At 41.5% G+C, this 18951-nt stretch carries 11 protein-coding genes; 8 read left to right on the top strand and 3 right to left on the bottom strand.

Annotated features, from left to right (window positions below; translation table 11 throughout):
* Positions 1-13: 13 nt before the first annotated feature.
* On the bottom strand, positions 14-1765 hold the full coding sequence (locus C7Y70_RS08510; protein WP_135474369.1) for an MFS transporter: 1752 nt from the start codon (positions 1763-1765) through the stop codon (positions 14-16).
* A 67-nt stretch (positions 1766-1832) separates the two neighbouring features.
* Between C7Y70_RS08510 and C7Y70_RS08505 the strand changes: the two genes are divergently transcribed.
* The 5 genes from C7Y70_RS08505 to C7Y70_RS08485 all read left to right on the top strand — a co-directional run bounded on the left by C7Y70_RS08505 (position 1833) and on the right by C7Y70_RS08485 (position 8924).
* A complete protein-coding gene (locus tag C7Y70_RS08505; RefSeq protein WP_135474367.1) occupies positions 1833-4310 on the top strand; it encodes a hypothetical protein in 2478 nt (825 codons plus the stop codon).
* 237 nt (positions 4311-4547) lie between these two features.
* A complete protein-coding gene (locus C7Y70_RS08500) occupies positions 4548-5360 on the top strand; it encodes a hypothetical protein (protein WP_135474365.1) in 813 nt (270 codons plus the stop codon).
* A complete protein-coding gene (locus C7Y70_RS08495) occupies positions 5360-6400 on the top strand; it encodes an extracellular solute-binding protein (protein ID WP_135474363.1) in 1041 nt (346 codons plus the stop codon). Before C7Y70_RS08500 ends, C7Y70_RS08495 begins: the two co-directional genes overlap by 1 nt.
* A complete protein-coding gene (locus C7Y70_RS08490) occupies positions 6400-7899 on the top strand; it encodes an iron ABC transporter permease (RefSeq protein ID WP_099292801.1) in 1500 nt (499 codons plus the stop codon). The genes C7Y70_RS08495 and C7Y70_RS08490 overlap by 1 nt, the downstream gene beginning before the upstream one ends.
* A 14-nt stretch (positions 7900-7913) precedes the next feature.
* Entirely contained in the window at positions 7914-8924 is a 1011-nt protein-coding gene (locus C7Y70_RS08485) for an ABC transporter ATP-binding protein (protein ID WP_135474361.1), read from the top strand.
* Between the two features lie 68 nt (positions 8925-8992).
* Here the strand turns inward: C7Y70_RS08485 and C7Y70_RS08480 are convergent, their stop codons facing one another.
* On the bottom strand, positions 8993-11767 hold the full coding sequence (locus C7Y70_RS08480) for a collagenase (protein WP_135474359.1): 2775 nt from the start codon (positions 11765-11767) through the stop codon (positions 8993-8995).
* A gap of 293 nt (positions 11768-12060) precedes the next feature.
* Between C7Y70_RS08480 and C7Y70_RS08475 the strand changes: the two genes are divergently transcribed.
* Positions 12061-13092, top strand: a complete 1032-nt coding sequence (locus C7Y70_RS08475) for a LacI family DNA-binding transcriptional regulator (RefSeq protein WP_054452207.1) — start codon at positions 12061-12063, stop codon at positions 13090-13092.
* Positions 13093-13465: 373 nt separating this feature from the next.
* Here the strand turns inward: C7Y70_RS08475 and gtfA are convergent, their stop codons facing one another.
* A complete protein-coding gene (gene gtfA, locus C7Y70_RS08470) occupies positions 13466-14938 on the bottom strand; it encodes a sucrose phosphorylase (RefSeq protein WP_099292811.1) in 1473 nt (490 codons plus the stop codon).
* A 175-nt stretch (positions 14939-15113) separates the two neighbouring features.
* Between gtfA and C7Y70_RS08465 the strand changes: the two genes are divergently transcribed.
* Together C7Y70_RS08465 and C7Y70_RS08460 are read left to right on the top strand one after the other, a co-directional pair.
* The gene (locus C7Y70_RS08465) at positions 15114-16343 is read left to right on the top strand and encodes an MFS transporter (protein WP_054452210.1); all 1230 of its coding nucleotides are present in this window, start codon (positions 15114-15116) and stop codon (positions 16341-16343) included.
* 168 nt (positions 16344-16511) lie between these two features.
* Complete coding sequence (locus C7Y70_RS08460; protein WP_135474357.1) at positions 16512-18908, top strand: TonB-dependent receptor; 2397 nt, start codon at positions 16512-16514, stop codon at positions 18906-18908.
* Positions 18909-18951 lie beyond the last annotated feature (43 nt).

Below are 18951 nucleotides of genomic sequence, written 5' to 3'. Positions count from 1 at the left end.
AACCTTCACAGTTTTAATCCTTTTTATAACGCGCTAAAAAATAAAAACCTAATCCTGTTGCTAATGCGATTGAACCAAAGAGTAACCACATTAACTCGGGACTGTGTAATGTTTTGACCAAGTAACCATAGCTCCACCCTGACAAAAAACCTGCAAATAAAAACCCTAATGCCATAGAAACAAAATAGTATCCCATAAACATTGCTGCACTGCCTTTAGGCGCTATGCTCGCAACATACTCTTGGCTTTTTGGTGAGGTGAGCATTTCGCCAAAGGCAATGAGTAAAATTACCGTCACCATAACAATCCCACCTAATTGTGTTAATAATAGCCCCGAACTCATTAACAGCAATAATAAAAAAGCCCCCGCAGTCACAATTAGGCCACTTATTAATACTGAGATCACTTTAAAATGCTGACATCTTACGCTGACAATTATTTGTAATAATACAATGGCAGCAAAGTCTAAATTAATTAAGTACTCTGGGTTTACCTGGCGATAAACAAGCCATTGTTCACTAAGCTGTTTACTTTGTTCTAGAGTGAAGCCACCCGCGTTAACTTGATTGATAAACAGCGCGATTTCAGAAACAGGCACATTGACCTTTAAGTGAACCAACTCCAATCGGATTGCTTCAAAATCAACATTTGTACTTAATGTGGTTGCGTAGTTTGCTGCAAGGTTGTGTAGTTTTTGACTTAGCGCTTGGCTATCTACGTAAGCAAAAAAATCAACCGCTGATTGACCAAAATAGCTTAAAAAGGCCACTAAATCCTGTGTATTAGTATAGTCGCGAATAAACAAAGGTAAGGTATAAAACAATTGGTTATATACGGTCCAAAACCCGGTCAACACAGCCAAATAAAGTGCGAAGTTGCGGTTACTCACATGCACCCGTTGCAAATACCATTTTGTAGTATTTTGCCTGCACACCAGTTTGTCCCACAAGCCATTTGTAACCAGCCAAATTGCAATGAGCGAAAACGCCTGCGGGTAACTTAACCAACTTACACCCGCGGTCATTAAAATAATTACGCTCATAAATAGTAAAAGCGCAAACCGGCTATTTCCTAATACCTGTTGAGCTTGTTGTAAAACATGCCCAAGCCCTTTGTTATTTTGCGGGTCTTTTACTGTATCGCGATAAAAAATAAGTGGTATAAAATTAATTAAAATCCACGCTGAGGACATGATAAATACTGCATCCCAGCTAATGGCGCGTAAATACCCCGCGACAAGCGGCCCAATAAACCCGCCTAAATTGACCATGGTGTAAAAAATACCAAAGCCCAGCCCACGGTTAGTGTCGTTTGTGCTTTGGCTTATGGTACCCACAACCACAGGTTTAAAACACGCCGCGCCAAATGCTACCAACATTAAAATCATAAAAAACGAATTAAAGTCAGTTACTTGACCTAGAAAATAATAACTGGGTGCCATTAAAATGAATGAGCAAAAAAACATCTTTTTATAACCATACCTATCTGCAAGCGCTCCTGTGACAACTGGTAAAAGATATAAAAAAAACGGAATAATCCCCTGCACAGCGCCGCGCTGGGCATCATTAAAGCCAACTCCGCCTTGAGCAATCGGGGTGGTCATGTACACCGACGACACAGCAAAAAAGCCATACCATGCTAAACGCTCAAATATTTCCATTGTATTAGCGATATAAAACGCTAGCCCAAACCCACGCCACCCTGTTTTGTTTGTGGCTATTTGCGAATGCTGTGCTGATGATTGTAATTGTTGATTATTATTCATAGTTTACTTTTCAAATTAAACGCAGTATTTTATATTGCATACAATATACAAATAAAACAACCAGAACATGAAAAATTTATTACTCACATTTGTGGCCACAGCACTTATAGCCTGCCAACCAACCCCTAACGATCAGTCTATTGATAGCCAAATCAGCGCTCAACATGCTGAACAAACAGCGACAAACTTAAATGTAGATCTTAATGTACAAGGTTATACCAGCACATTAAAATCAATGGATGTTAAGTTTTTAGGCAAAACCATTCCCTATACATACAGTGATGGCAAAATTGGCAATAGCCGAGGTTATGATTGGTGGATCAGTAAACATTTCGCATTAAAAAGTGATTTACCAAAAGAAAAAGTGATTTTGTACCTTGAGCTACTAGAAATGGCCTACCCACATTATGTGGCTCTTTTTGGTATGGCGCCCCCCAATATTGAGCGTCAACGTATTGCTGTGGTTTATGGCAGCTCACGATCCAGAGTGCGAGAAGCGATGCTGGACGATGGCTTTTTACGTGGTGTTCATAAAACTGCAGGCGGCGAAACCATGTTTTATAATCGCGCGGGGTATAATTTCCCAAGCCACCGCGAACACCATCAACGCTATATTGTTATTCACGAAACCATGCATGCATTTCACATGGCACTAAACGGCCACTCAACATGGGCGCCTAATTGGATCACTGAAGGGTTAGCGGATTCTGTTGCCCATCATGTTTACGACCCAGAGCAAAAACAACTCACTGTTATGGTGTTTGACCGAGCCCCGATGAACTACATTGAAACGGGCCTTAAGCAATACTACAGTGCAAACAAGCCTAGTATTGAACAAATAAATGACGACCCTGCTTTAAAGCGCGGCCTTAACTTTTTTATTGTGCATTACCTTTTAAGTTCACCCGAACGTGCTCAATACTTTGGCTACTTCGTTGAACAACTTCGCTTGGCTAACCCGCACAGTGAAGCAACACTTTCTACCGCCAACACCTTACTCAAAAAAACCTTTAAAGACTGGCAAAAGATCGAGCAAGGATTCGCTGATTTTGTACAATCAATCCAGCCTAGCTTTCACATTGTTAATGGTCCGTGGGAGCAAAACGGCAACGCATACTGGTTACGAAACACTGATGCAACCAAATTATCACGACTAGACATCAACCCATCAGTGCAAGCTACTCACCCTGTTATGGATTTTCCAGCGCCGGCTAAAAATAATTTAATCACAGCAAGTAAAAAGAACAACGTTTCTGTTCTGCTTAATTTTGAACCCGCTCAATTAAACAGAGGCGAAATAGGCTTTGCTTTACAAGGTCAGCGCAGTGAAAAAAACCAACAATTTCGTGCCTCGTTTATTGGTAAGGAGAACCCCCAAGATGATCAGTTACTTAAATTTATTGTTAAAGATGCCCAGCGTTTAATTATTAGTGCAAACCATATAAAAGGTTTTACATCACAAAGCATTGCACTTTCACCTGCGATAAAAGCCGCACTTGTACAAAATCATACTTTAGGGCTTAACCTTAGTTTAACTGATACCCAAATAGCCATGGCGTTAAACGCAGAGCTAGATAATAATGTGATCGAACAGCATTTTACTTTGCCACTTAATAGCACACAGTTAAATAAATTTAACGCACAAAAAATAAGCCTGTTAAGTAAAAACAACAACCATACTGTGACGCCTTACTTATACACACATCAATCAGCCAAAACCCAACCAACGGCTACTGCGACGCTAACAAACCCGTGGCTATTTAATGGCTATGATTTACTCGAACGTGTATTTAAAACGTGCCAACAACACAGCATGCAACTTAAAAACTGTGATGAAGAGTTAAGTCAATTGATGGCTAAAATACCCAAAGCTAATTTACATTCCGAAGTGCAAAATACTATGAACAAGGTTGCTCACAGTTATCAAAACACGCTCAGTCACAATGGGCTTAATACGCTATCAGGCGTACGTAGTGCAATTGAATACCACCATGCAAAACCCTATCTAAACGTGAAAAACCCCAGTGAATTTGATGTAAAACTCTCTGCAAAAGTTGAACTGAAATCACGCTCTGGTCGTGTCATTGACATTGCTATGTTGGAGCAAACTCTGACTCCCGGCGTTCACACCATTGCGCTGCCGTACAGTAAAGAGGCATATACTATTTCAGTTAACCAAACGCTGTATTGGCAATCGCTTGTGGCAAATGCAACATTACAAAATACGGTGAAACCATTTAACGGGGTTGAGTTGAATGTCTCTCATCAAAAGAATAATGACGGAAATTGGTTATTTAAAACGGGACTAACAGGGCCTTATTCAGGGAAAACTGCGGGAAAAATCACGTTACATACCACTGCGTTTAATCAACTCAGTGCAAACAGTACACAACAACATGAGGTGGTCATTGCACCTTATGAGCAGAAAAACTATCAGTTTGAAGTACCAATAACAACTCAACCACAACTTATCACCATAACGGCGCTTTTGGATGTCGATGGTGAAGCAATTCGTTTAATAGAAACGGTTAATTTAACTAAATAACCCCCATTAAAACGCTCTTTACTATGAAAATAGCAAAGAGCGTTCATTTAAAAAGTGCACCTGTATAATTTTTCTACTGTGTAGGTAATCCCCACCTCACCTATGTGCATAACGCTGCACAACTACCCAAAAGTAATAACAAAATTACTGTTAAATCCACTTTTTGATTTATTGATTTTGACACCCGTTGCGGATATGATAATGGCTATCATTTACAATTACATTTGGATCTCTTTCATGAATGCATTATTTAAATCAGCAACTACCTTGGGTGTTAGCCTTCTTTTAGTGTCGACCTTTGTTACACAGCCCGCTTTTGCCAATGGTCCAATCGGTGAACATGTAAATCACCTGCAAGCAAATATTAAAGATTACTCAGAAGAAGTTGAGTGGATGATTGCTAAAGTAGACACATTAGTAAGCAACTATGAAACTAAAGGTGCAAAAGCAGTAAATAGCGATGATTTAATTGAATATTGGGAATCAGTTAAATTTCACAGTGCAATTGAAACCAATTATGTACCTGTATATGCATCAATTTGGCAAAGCCTGTATGGCATCAAAATGGCAATTGATAACAACAAGCCTGCAAGCGAAGTGCGCACTCAACAAAGCGCATTAAATGCAGCTTTATGGCAAGGACTTGGTGCTGTTAAATTGGCGGCAAAGTTTCAACAAAAAGGCGTGTTAGATGCCGTAAAAACTACCGCAACAGAAAACATGACACAAAGCGCTACAATAGATGAAATCAAACACAAACTTGACCGTGTTGTTGCAAAGTATGCGGAGCGTTTAAGCGATGAAGCGACTGCCATTGTACACGACACCTACTTACACCTTTTTGAAGGTGTTGAAGGCACATTGATTGAACAAGATGCAAACCTTGTTGAAGTGCTTGAAAAAGACTTTAACGTTACATTACCAAAAGCTATTTCAGATAATAAAACAGTGGACCAAGTACGTGACGTTATTACAGACATGCAAACTAAGCTTGACCGCGCTAAAGCGCTAATAGAAAAAGCTGAAAAAACACGCAAGGATGTTTTTTAGTGAAGCGCAGAACCTTTATACAAGGCCTTGCTGCGATGGGGGCAATGGGTGCACTCCCCTTGCCACTGTCTCAAGCTTTTGCCACCACTGTTGCAAACCCGGTTTCAGTCGAGAATTTACCCAAGCTTAGAGGAGCACTCACACTTTATTTAGGCCGCGGTGAAGGCGGATTATATGAAGATGTGCTCAAAGCAATCGAAAAAAGAAACCCGGATCTCAAACTTGCAATACGTCGCGGCCCAACTGCCGCGTTAGCAAATACCATTGTTGCCGAAGCAAAAGCAGGCATTAGGCGTGCCGATTTATTTTGGGCTGTTGACTCAGGTGCAATTGGTTTAGTCTCAGACGCAGGCCTTGCACAGCCTATGCCCAGCGATTTGGCAGCGCAATTACAACCGCAATTTCGCTACAAAGATTGGGCACCCGTAACGGGAAGAGTGCGTACTCTGCCTTTTAATACCGAAAGGCTAACGAAAGAACAAATTCCTACAAGTATTATGGATATTGCAGACAGCGATTTAAGCATAGGCTGGGCACCCGCTTATTCTTCATTTCAGTCGTTCGTTACTGCAATGCGCTTACTTGAAGGGGATGATAAAACCGTTAAGTGGCTTAAAAAAACCAAACAGCGCGCCAAAACCTATGCGGGTGAGTTAGGTGTTGTCATGGCTGTTGAGCGTGGTGAAGTGGATATTGGCTTTGCCAATCATTATTACACCTTACGATTAAAATCAGGGAAGCCTGATGCTAAGCTTGATTTAGCCTTTACTGAGCAAGATGCAGGCTGTTTAGTTAATGCTTCGGGTATTTTGGCTTTAAACCAAGATCCACTGGCAACCAACTTTATGCGTTACTTATTAAGTACTCAAGTACAAAGCTACTTAGCCCAAGAGGCCTATGAAATACCTTTGGTTAACGGTGTAGCGCAACCAGAAGGACTGCCTTCTTTAGCGACTATTTCACCACCAAAAATTGATTTAACTCAGCTAGCTGATTTACGACCCACCATAGATTTGATGCGAAATAGCGGCGTACTTTAATGCGATTACCAGCCTCCTACCCGATGGCGCTGCTTGCAGCGCTTATAACACTGACACCTGTTTTTATTTTAATTACGCTGGCCTCTGATGCCAGTTCTTTTTTTGATAGCCATCATTTAACCATACTTGGCAATACCTTATCTTTAATGCTACTAACCGTACTTGGCTCAATTTTAATTGGCGTACCGCTGGCCTTTATAAGTGCCTATGTTGTGCTGCCGTTTAAAAAGTTTTGGCTTGTTTTTTTTGCCGCCCCGTTAGCTATTCCAAGTTACATTGGCGCATTTACCTTGTATGCCGCATTTGGCACAGGGGGGGAAATACATAACCTCCTTGGTATTGAATTGCCTGCAATGGATGGCTTGAGCGGCGCAGCGATTGTCATGACGTTATACACATTTCCTTTTGTGATGATGACAACCCGTTCAGCCCTACTTAGCCTTGATGCGAGTATGGTTAATGCGGCACGTACGCTAGGCATGTCGATGACGCAAAGTGTGTTTAAGGTTATTTTACCGCGGGTAGTAAACGGTATTGCCGCCGGTTCATTACTCGTTGCCTTATATACACTCTCTGATTTTGGCACCCCAGCCATGATGCGACTTGATACATTTACGCGCGTAATTTATGTTGAATACAATGCGTTTGAGTTAAGCCGTGCTGCCATGTTGTCTTTGCAGTTAATGGTCATTGTTGGCTTTTTATTACTGATTGAATCACAAATAAAAACAGCCAGTGAACGCCATGGTCGCCCCTTAATTTTACTCCCAAAAAAATGGCAATTAGCCGCAATGTTTGCCACTTTTGCACCCATCCTTTTGCTCGCAATAGGCCTGCCTTTAGCAATTTTTGCACTTTGGCTCGCTCGCGATGGCTTTAACAGTTTTGATTTTAGTATTGCGTGGCACTCTGCTTACGCCTCTGCCATTGCTGCGGTGGTTGCTGTTATTGTTGCCATTCCGGTTGCTCATGCCGCGCTATCAGGAAAAGCCGGCAAAGTGATGGAACGCGTGACTTATTTTGGTTTTGGTATTCCGGGTATCGTGATGGGCACCGCACTGGTCTATGGGGGCTTGCAATTGCCATTTTTATACCAAACGTTGGGGCTATTAATTATTGCCTACATGCTGCGTTTTTTACCTCTGGCGGTGGGTTCGGTAAGAACCAGTACTGAACACCTCGACCCTAGTTTAGTAAACTCAGCTAGAGTGCTTGGCGCGAGCCCTCGTGAAGCCTTTACACGTATAACATTACCTCTAACAATGCGTGGAATTGTGGCGGGTGCGGCACTGGTGTTTTTAGAATCAATGCGCGAATTGGAGGCCACGCTTTTACTTGGTCCTACAGGGTTTGAAACCCTCTCAACTTATTTGTGGCGAGTCTATGAAGCGGGCTATTTTGGCCGCGCCGCTATTCCTGGCTTATTGCTTGTGGTGATTTCTGCCTGTGGTTTAGCTATCATGATGTCTGGCGAAAAACGTCAGCAACTCGATCATTGAGGATATAAATAATCATGTTATCTGTAAGTCAGTTGTCTATAGATTACGGCAGTAACCGTGTTGTGAGCGACCTTAACTTGTCGCTCGAAAAAAGTGAAATCCTCATGCTTGTAGGCCCGACAGGTTGTGGTAAAAGTACAATATTACAAGCGCTCGCTGGGCTTATCCCAATTAGTGAAGGCAACATTAAAATGGGCAAGTGGCATGCAACGCCTAAACACACTGTTCCGCCAGAAAAACGAAGTGTGGGTATGGTGTTTCAAGACTTTGCCTTGTTTCCCCATTTAACGGTTCAACAAAACATCTGCTTTCGGTTAAAAGACACAGCCATTGCCAATCATTGGATTAAATTGTTGGGCCTTGAGGCATTTGTTGACAAAAAGCCTGCGACTCTTTCTGGTGGCCAAAAGCAACGCGTAGCACTTGCCCGAACCCTTGCTCACGAGCCTGACTTTGTATTATTGGATGAACCCTTATCAAATCTTGACGCAGCGCTGAAAGATATGTTGCGCTGGGATATTCGTAATGCGCTTAAAGAAGCAGGCGTACCGGCTATTTGGGTAACTCATGATCAAGAGGAAGCCTTATCCGTTGGTGACCGTGTCGGTATTTTACAAGCAGGTAAAGTGCAGCAAATTGATACGCCTGAACGTTGCTTTAGTCTACCTAAAACACGATTTGTTGCGCGCTTTTTAGGTGAGGCCAGCTTTATATCAGGGCACTTTGCCAACAACCAAGCAACCACAGCAATAGGCAATGTACCAGCACATGCTATTGATACAGAAGAAGGCAATGTAGACGTTTTATTACGACCTGATGATGTGGTATTAGTAAAAAGTGACGTTGGCAATAATGGGACTATTGTGTGGGTTCGCTTTGAGGGAACAAGCCGACTATGCGCCATCGAACTTGCGTGTAAAACCATTGTTACTAGCCGTATCAGCCATGAACTGATAGTAAAGCCTGGTGATAACGTACATGTATCGTTGAGCACTTCTCATCCATTAGCAGTATATAAGCGCTAAATCCGCGTAATAAAAAAGCCCATTTTCATGGGCTTTACGTAGGAGTTTTACTTTATAATTAAGTGTTATTAACGACAGCCTTGGCTATTAAAATCAACCACTAAGCTTGCACCATTGCTAGTACCTGAAACTTTCAAGTAACCCCAGTACTCACTTTGATTAGTGATATATATACATTCACTGTTACCGCTATTGGTCGACACATCAATTTCATTGCTACCATTTGGCCAGCCACTTGCAGCGTAGCTTAAGCTGATATCGCCAGAGCCATTGGCCGTTGTAATTGCCACACCACTTTGGTTTTGCACATCAGCAATACTAAACCACATTGGATCGCTGTTGCCTAAGCAAATCACCTCGCCATCATTTAAGCGGCCATTGCTTCGGCTACCTTGCGTTGCGCATACATCAGGCACATTTGAGGTTACTTCAGTGTAAGAGGCCGTTAATTGAACATTTTCAAATGTGTTGTAACCTCTAAGCATGACGTTGTAGGTACCGACTTGCACTGGGTTAATAGTGCACTGCTCTTCATTCCCACCAACGTAAGGACGACAATCAAATATTGCTTCTGTCGGTGTTGCTTCGTAACTGACATATAAATCAGCATCACCCGTACCACCTGAGATAACAAAGGCTAAGTCAGTTGCGCCTTGTGGCACTGCAAAAGTGAAATATTGCAGCTCATCTTGTGCACCACTGACACTAATAGTTTGGTTATTTTGTAAAACCCCCTCTCCAACACTGCTATCTTGCTCAATAGTCGCTGTTGTTGTTGTTGTTTGACTTGCACCTTGATTATCGGTGACTGTTAAGCTGACGTTGTACTCACCCGAACTGGTATAAACATGGGTAGGATTTGCTTGGTTAGCGCTGCTGCCATCACCGAAGTCCCATAAGTAATCTGTGATTGTGCCATTACTATCACTGCTGCCATTACTGGTAAAACTTACTTCACTATTTTGAGTGCCTAAGTAAGGCCCGTTAATTTGTGCAACTGGCGGTGGATTTGTCGTTGTACCCGCAACTAAATCGTCACACCACTGCACAAATTCATTTTCGTAGCTGTTAGCCCATTGCACTGTTTTGGCTTTATATGCGCTCCAATCACCAACACGGGTATGTGCGAGCATAGTGTTGATTTCATCATTATGGCGCTCAAACATAAAGCGAACGGCTAAATAGCCCCAGCGATAAATTCGGTCTTGATCAAAGCCATCATAATTAGTGGCAAATACCTGCGCGAGTGTATAACGAGAGCCATCACTGATGGTTGCTTTTGCGGCATCGTTATCATTTAAATTAGCCACATACTCTGCAACCCCTTCAGACCACCAAACTATATCTTCTGTGGGAGAATTAAAATTACCATAGAGATCAAAGCGACCATCAAGATAATGCACATACTCGTGCTCTAAGTTCCATACATAGTGATCGGCTTTTGCATAGCTAGCTTCATACGCAATAAAGTTTGCTTGGTTGCCAGCTACGGATGGATCGCCTTCTAAATACATGCCGCCGTTATTAGTATTTATACCAAAAATCACCCCCGCATATTTACTGTAATCATCACTACTATCGAAAATATTAACTTGTAAAAAACTATTATTATCATCTGCAACGGGGGTGTTATTTGTTGCTAACTTAGTATGAAATAAGCCTTCCTCAGCGCCCATTGCATCACACGCGGCAGCATGTTGTGCTGCGGTCATATTTTGTGAACGAATTTTGATAGTGTTGCTACAGCTATAATTTTGTGACAATGCCTGAGTTATTAAGTTATCAACAAATCCACAAATACCATAATCATTACAATCAGCGTAATAACTTACAGAGTCTGCCGCAGCGAGCCAAACAGCATCACCGAAACCAAAACTGTTATACGTAGTAAAAATAGCATTTAAGCCAGAATCTACAGTATTTTGAATGGGTGTATTTGAATACTGCTTTAACCGTGCAAGCTCACTAGCTGCATTAACAAGCAAGTACTGCGCATCCGAATCAATCATCCACTGTTTTTGAGTAAACGCATTAAGTTGGGTGACTAAATCGGTATCGGTGCCAACAGCTGTAACAAATGCATCATTCCATTGTCCGCGGTACAGTAGCGTAAAGATACCATTCACCGCACCACGAATATTCCATTTAGCCGCATAGCTTTCGTTAAAACGGCTCAACCACTGTTTTACAACACCAATATAACGATGTTGTTGCTCTGAACTGTCCATAGTAATGATAACTTCATTGAGTGTCTTACCGTGACCATCGTTATCGTCGTAAAAGTGACTATTGGCAACAAATGCATCAATGGCATCCACAACAGCAGGGGTAACCCAAGTGGCAAAACTAACATTGTCATTGTAGAATTCAGCATAGAAGCCTGTACGCAAATATAAAAACAGCGCTTCTAACTCTACATCCCCCCCACCTGCATAAGTCTGTGAGAGCGACTTTGCATGGTTAGCAACAGCGAACATTTTATCAGACGTAAACACCTGACTTTGTATTGATGCTGAGGCACTAAATAGTTCATTAATGCATTGTGAACCTTGGTTTTTAACTTCAGTAATAATGGTTGATGTACTCGCCGTTGCTAATGCATCCAAATCACATGTAACAGCCGCGGCTTGCATTGTCATCATACGCGCGCTCAAAAGCTGCGGTTGGCTCTGCACTTTAGCAATTGGTGCTTTTTCGTTATGGTTTTGTTCAACACCATGATGATGCACACGCTCAACAGCTGCTGACTTAGGCTTAAATGTACGCTCCCCTACCTCCTCAGCCAATGCCATTGTACTCATGCCCAATATTGGTAACGCCAGAATCAGTGTATTAATTTTCATACTCTACCTTCAATTATTAGTGTGTTCTCAATCCAGAACGGGTTATTGAGGTACGTTTTGTAACATTTAATTATCATTGTATACAATATATTTTATATAACATTAACGAATATTCATATATTGGTTTTAACAAAATATTAAAAGGCAGTTCTTTTGGATTGTTTTTTCAAAGGGGGTTGAATAAACATAGACAGGAACCCTGAACCGGCGTTTTTCATAGAATTAGTGCTTTGATTTAAAGCCAAGTATGGTAATTTACTCTTTCAATCAACATCCTCGTTTGAGTAGGTTATATGAGTACAAAAAACCATTGGACACTAAAAAGTATTGCAAAAGAATTAGGTGTTTCAAATGCCACAGTGTCAAATGCGTTTAACCGCCCGGATCAATTATCTAAAAATCGCAGAGAATCAATTTTAGCGGCATGTAAAGAGTTGGGATATTTTGGTCCGAACAAAGCCGCTCAGTCTCTACGCCGAGGTAAATTTAATATTATTGCGTTAGTGCTTCCTGATAGCGTTGAATATATGGTGTCAGATCCGGTGGCGAGTAGCTTTATGAGAGGGGTCGCGTCTGTGCTAGAAAAAAGCGGCAATAATCTTTTGTTGTTTTCTGGCAATAGTGACAATTTAAACAGTGTGGTTGATTTTGTTGATGGCTTTATTTGCTATGGCCGCCCACGAAACCAGCTCTTAGTAGAACAACTAAAAACTGTGCCTAAACATGTGGTGACTGTTGACTTTGACATAGGCCGCAATGCCTCTGTAAATATAAATAATGAACAAGCTAGCTACGAAGTTGCAAAACATGCCCTGCAACATAAAGATGACCAAGTCGCTATTTTAGGCCTGCGTTTGCTCGATGAAAATGTATTATGCCGCGTATATGAACACCATGAATTTGAAGCGGGGCAATCAATCGCGCACCAACGATTACGCGGCTATCAAAAAGCCCTAGCGGAACAAGATATTACCATTGGGGAAGATCGCATTTGGAATATTCCTGAAAGTACTGAGCGCTATGCGAGTATTGCTGCTAAAGAGGCGCTGAGCTGCCTACCTCGCCCTTCAGTCATGCTGTGTATGAGCGATCTTATCGCCCTTGCGACAATGCGAGAAGCGATTAAAATGGGCCTAACAATTCCTGACGATATAAGAATTGTGGGGTTTGATGGCATTGATGAAGCGCAGCGATTCGTACCTAAGCTAACCACAATCCACCAAAACAGTGAAGAAAAAGGCGCATTAGCTGCTAATTTGTTTATTACCAAAGAAGAAAATAAAGCACTCATTAACCACGAACTGCAATTGGGTCAAAGTGGCTAGGGGTTGTTGACTTTTGCGGATTAAAATTTGCTCAAACTTGGGGCGATTTAACCGCGGCGCGACGTTCGTAACCTTGTGGGCTACATCAAAACCAAGCAAAGCTTCCGCGTTCTGTGCACGCCTTTTACCACCCTCCATGTAGGCAACAAAGAGTAAATAGCCTTAGGCAAAACCTTTTGAGCAGCGCCTGTTTGACATTAATGCTGTGTTATCGCCTATTTATGGCGAATAACCACACTACATAGGCGCTACCTTGCCTAAAGAACAAACAGACTGCTGTAAATTCAACCTTGAAAGGTCACATACCTTAACCTTTCAAGGTTAACACCTGTTTAATTTTCAAAGGTAACCACACGCACTGTCTGAGCTCTCATTAAGCTAATAAATCATTTAACGAAGTAAGTACTTGCTCTGATGGGGTATGCTCAATGATGAGTGCTTCACGAGTTTCAAAGTTTATTTTGAATTCAATAGCATTGTCATCTTTACGCCATTTTAGGCAACAACTATTTGTGTTTCCTGTAACACTAAACTCGCCATTAAATGCGTTATGTGTATTGCGAATAGCAATCAATTTAAGAAGCCCTTTAACCACTGGCTTTGCTAATGATTCACAGATGATATCGGCATCTAAATACGGGCGGTTAATATCGCGACCCACGTTTGATTTTGCCAATAATGTCATATCATTTTCACAAGCAAACAGTCCGCTATAATAAACTTGGGGCACACCTGGGGCAAAAAACTGGATTGCTCTTGCAACTAAGTAATCAAAATCACTCGCGCCTAAGGCATTATAATAGGTGCAATTAACTTGATATAAATCGACATTACTCGCAGCAGCCCCAGTCGCTTGGCGACTTTGGTTATTACTATTTGCGTGAATAGTCTCGACTAAGTTATCTATTTGCGCCGCATTTAAAAGGCCCGGCTTCTCGCCCATAGGGCCGGCATCGATAATGCCAATGCCATCGTGTGTATCAAGCACGGTTAGGCAGTTTCGAGGTGAAATTTTAAGCCATTGCACTAATGCATCGCTATTATTAGTAAATAAACTATGCAAAATCAGCGGCGGTAATGCAAAGTCATATACCATATTAACGCGTTTAGCGACTTCAACCTGTGTTTGGTAGTGGCTATGAATTTCAGCAATAGTTTCCATGCCTAAATCATTAGCCTGTGCTGATAACTTATCTAAATAATCAAAAGTTTGATCTAGCATAAAACAGTTAGTTCCAGCTTCTTTTATCGCATAACCTGCGGCATCTAAGCGGATGATATTGACATTATTCTGCGAAAACTTTGTCAAAACATTATCTAAATACTCAATACCTGGCGTTGACTTTACATTGATATCTATTTGATTATCAGTAAATGTTGTCCAAAACTCATACGTTTCCCCATCTTCACAGGTAATAGGCGTAAAACAACTCCCTGGACGTGGACGATAGATTGCTTTTTGCTCTTGTTCACTCATACCACCAGGGAACACATCTTCTTTTGTTAAGAATAGATCCCAGTAATCTGATTTCTTACCATTTTTTAATACATCTTTAAACTGAAAAGACTGTGCTGAAACATGATTTACAATTAAGTCAGCCATTAAATCATAATGTTCACCTAACGCTTGAATATCTTGCCATGTGCCAATTCGCTCATCAACAGCACTATGGTCTATCGGGTCAAATCCCGCATCACTGCCATCTATTGGATTATAAAAAGGCAGTAGATGTACACCACCAAACACATTTTCTAGCGGGCCATTGAGTAAATTGGATAAAGCATTGATGCCTTGTCCTGTGATGCGATCTGCATAGGTGATCAGTTGAACTTTATTCTTCATCATGTGTAAATACCAAGTTGAATCTTAATCGATTAAGATATATCTTTAACTAGGAAACCAATTTTTACAAGAAGTTTTTACAACTTTGATACAAAAACGGGATGGTTAAACTATCATTTTATAATTAATGTACTGAGTTAATTATAAAAATGCTTAATCACCTAACGAGGATATAAAGATGAATAAAACGCACACTCTCGTTAGCAATACTTCATTGCAACACATACGTTGGCTCACATATATGATGTTCTTTATGTTTGCTATGACCTCAGATGCAGTTGGCATGATCATCCCTGAGCTTATAAAAGAATTTAACCTAACGATGACACAAGCCAGTGCATTTCATTATGCTCCCATGGCTTTAATTGCTCTAAGCGGGCTTTTCCTTGGGTTTTTAGCTGATAGCTTTGGCCGCAAACAAACTATTATGTTGGGCTTATTACTATTTTCTATCAGCTGTTTTTTGTTTGCCGTTAGCAGCAGCTTCATTATTTTTGTATTACTTTTATGCTTAATAGGCTTAGCCATCGGTTTATTTAAAACTGGTGCACTGGCGCTACTTGGCGATATTTCACAAAGTAATAACGAGCATACAAAAACCATGAATAAGGTAGAAGGGTTCTTTGGTATAGGCGCTATTGTTGGCCCAGCTTTAGTAAGCTTTTTACTAACCCAACAAGTAAGTTGGACTTATTTATATGTCATTGCAGGTATTATGTGCTTAATTTTAGCTGTACTTGCTTGGCGTGCTGACTACCCACCCGTGGTAAAAACCACAGCAAAACCAACCTCACTTGCAACCACCATGAAGATGGTGAAAAACCCTTATGCACTGGGCTTTTCATTAGCTATCGCACTGTATGTGGCAACTGAAGTGGCTATTTATGTATGGATGCCGACCTTACTCGCAGATTACACAGGATCATGGACACTCATGGCAACATATGCTCTGACTATCTTTTTTATCCTGCGTGCCGCTGGCCGTTTTATCGCCGTGTGGTTACTTAACCGCTTTAGCTGGCAAAGTGTCATGGTTTGGCTAAGCTTAGGGATAGCTGGTTGTTATATCGGAACATTGATAGGAGGCGTCAATGCAGCAGTCCTGCTGTTGCCTCTTTCAGGCTTGTTCATGTCGATGGTATACCCAACACTTAACTCTAAGGGTATTTCATGCTTTGCGGTGCAACAACATGGTGCCGTTGCAGGTGTTATTTTGTTTTTTACCGCCTTGTCAGCGGCTTTAGCGCCTCTGTTTATGGGTATGATTAGTGACATGTTTGGACATGTAAAATATGGCTTTATTCTAGCAACAGGCTTTGCAATATTGCTCTTTGTCGCCATGTTATATAACTACTTCAAAGACCCTTCAGCGCAGGCATTGCATCACATTAACGCACAACACGATTAATTTGGTGCAAAAAAGCAATATAAAAAGTCGTTTAAAAACAATGAAAGAGCAAAAAACAAACATTTAAATACAAAAATAAGTTGCTTAATGTAAAATCTTTGTTATTTTTACTTAATCGATTAAGTAAAAATAACAAACCCATTGGGTCAGTAATCAACGAGGCATATTATGACAACACACAACACAACACTTTATTTACTAAGCACACTTGCTTTAGCTGTGAGCCAAGGTTTATATGCGCAAGAAGCACAGCAAGAGACCGAAGCTAAAAAAGGCCTTGAAACCATTGTCGTAACCGGTGTACCAAGACGCACTACTATCATGGCTTCAAGCGTTTCAGTTAGCAGTGTTTCTTTGAATGAGATTCAAGTTGCAACTCCTCGTTCAACAGCAGAAGCCTTTAGAATCATTCCGGGTGTTCGTTCAGAATCGACCGGTGGTGAAGGCAATGCAAATATTGCTGTTCGTGGTTTACCTGTTGCCTCTGGGGGCGCAAAATTTTTACAACTCCAAGAAGATGGCCTTCCTATTATGCAGTTTGGCGATGTTGCATTTGGTAACGCCGACATTTTTATGCGATTAGACAGCACAGTACAAACAGTGGAGTCAATTCGTGGCGGGTCAGCTTCTACCGCGGCCAGTGATGCCCCTGGCGGTATTATTAATATTATTTCAAAAACAGGTGAAGAAGAGTCTGGCTCTGTTGCGACCACAATTGGACTTGATTATGACTCGTTACGAACTGATTTTGAATACGGTACTTACTTAAACGACAGTGTGCGCTTTCATGTGGGCGGTTTTATTCGTCAAGGTGAAGGCCCTCGTGAAGCGGGTTATACCGCTAACAAAGGCGGTCAAATCAAAGCAAACCTGACAAAAGAATTTGATTCAGGCTATGTTCGCCTTTATTACAAGCATTTAGACGACCAAAGCATTGGCTACTTACCAATGCCAATGTACGCTGATGGTAGCTCAATTAAAGGGTTCGATGCACAAACAGACACGCCACATTCAGCACAGTTTCTATCTACCACTCGCTTAGATGGTAATAACCAAATTAGCCGCGGTGATATGCGCAACGGTATGAACCCGCAAGTCGACGCAGTTGGCTTTGAAGCCGTGTTTGATTTAGACAACGATTGGCGTATTGAAAACCGCTTTAGAAAATCATCCGTTAGCGGTAACTTTACTTCTTTAATCCCCGCAGAAGTTGGTAACGCAGGTGATATTGCCGCAAGTATTGCGGGCAGTGGCGCAACATTAAACTACGCAACGGGCGGTTCAAAAGGGCAAGCCTTTACAGACGACCTTGCTATGCGTATTCATACCTTTGATGTCACCATGAATGACTTTGGCTCAATCGTTAATGACTTAAAACTAACCAAAGAGCTCAGCGACGATACCAGTGTAACCCTTGGCTATTATGCATCGAGCCAAACAATTAGTATGTCGTGGCTTTGGAACTCATACCTTATGGAGCTAAAAGGCGATAATGCAGCGCTCCTTGATGTTTTTGCACAAAATGGTGATAGCTATTCTGATAGCGGATTATATGCCTATGGCACTCCTTTTTGGGGTAATTGCTGCCAACGTAACTACGACACTGATTACGAAACCCGCGCACCTTATGTTGCCTTTTCAACCAAGCTTGGTGATGTAAGCATTGATGCCAGCGCTCGTTATGACAGTGGTGAAGCACGAGGTACTTATGCTGGCGCTGTAACATCAACCGTTGATATGAATCGTGATGGAGCGATTTCAATCCCAGAACAAAATGTTGCCGGTATTGATATCAGTAACCCTAGTATAGTTGATTACGACTGGAGCTACACTTCTTACTCTGTCGGCGCTAATTATCAAATTGACTCAAGTCTTGCTGCATTTGCACGTATTAGCCAAGGTGGCCGCGCCAATGCTGACCGCTTATTGTTTGGTAAAGTTCAAGCAGATGGCTCTGTTGCTGATGAAGACGCCGTTGATGAGGTAAACCAATACGAGTTTGGTGTTAAAAAGCGCTTTGATTCACTCTCAGTATTCGCAACCGCATTCTATGCTGAAACAGAAGAGCAAAACTTTGAAGCAACATCACAAAAGTTCTTTGATCGTGAATACGAAGCAAAAGGGATTGAGCTTGAATCCACCTACTTTTTAGATGCGTGGGATTTTCGCGGTAACTTTACGTGGACCGATGCTGAAATTGCAAAAGATGCGCTAACACCTGAAGTTGTGGGTAATACACCACGCCGTCAAGCTGACTTTATTTATTCATTGATGGCCCGTTACAACTTTAACAAAGGTTCTGCTGGCATGAGCTTTATTGGCACCACTGACGCCTATGCTCAGGATAATAATGATCTTAAATTTGACGGCTACACGCAGGTCAATGGCTTTGTAAGCTACGATCTAACTGAAAACCTTAACCTTGCTTTGAACGTAAACAACCTGTTCGATACTGTTGGAATTACTGAAGCTGAGGAAGGCAGCGTTCCAGATAATAATATTATTCGTGCCCGCGCCATCAATGGTCGTACAACGTCATTAACGTTAAAGTACTTATTTAACTAAACGAATACTCTCTCCCTTGTTGAGTGCCCAGCTATTTTGCTGG

Source organism: Pseudoalteromonas sp. KS88, from assembly GCF_004766475.1.
Taxonomy (GTDB): Bacteria; Pseudomonadota; Gammaproteobacteria; order Enterobacterales; family Alteromonadaceae; genus Pseudoalteromonas.
The sequence above is the reverse complement of the archived record's forward strand: the minus strand, read 5'-3'. Positions and strand labels throughout refer to the sequence as shown.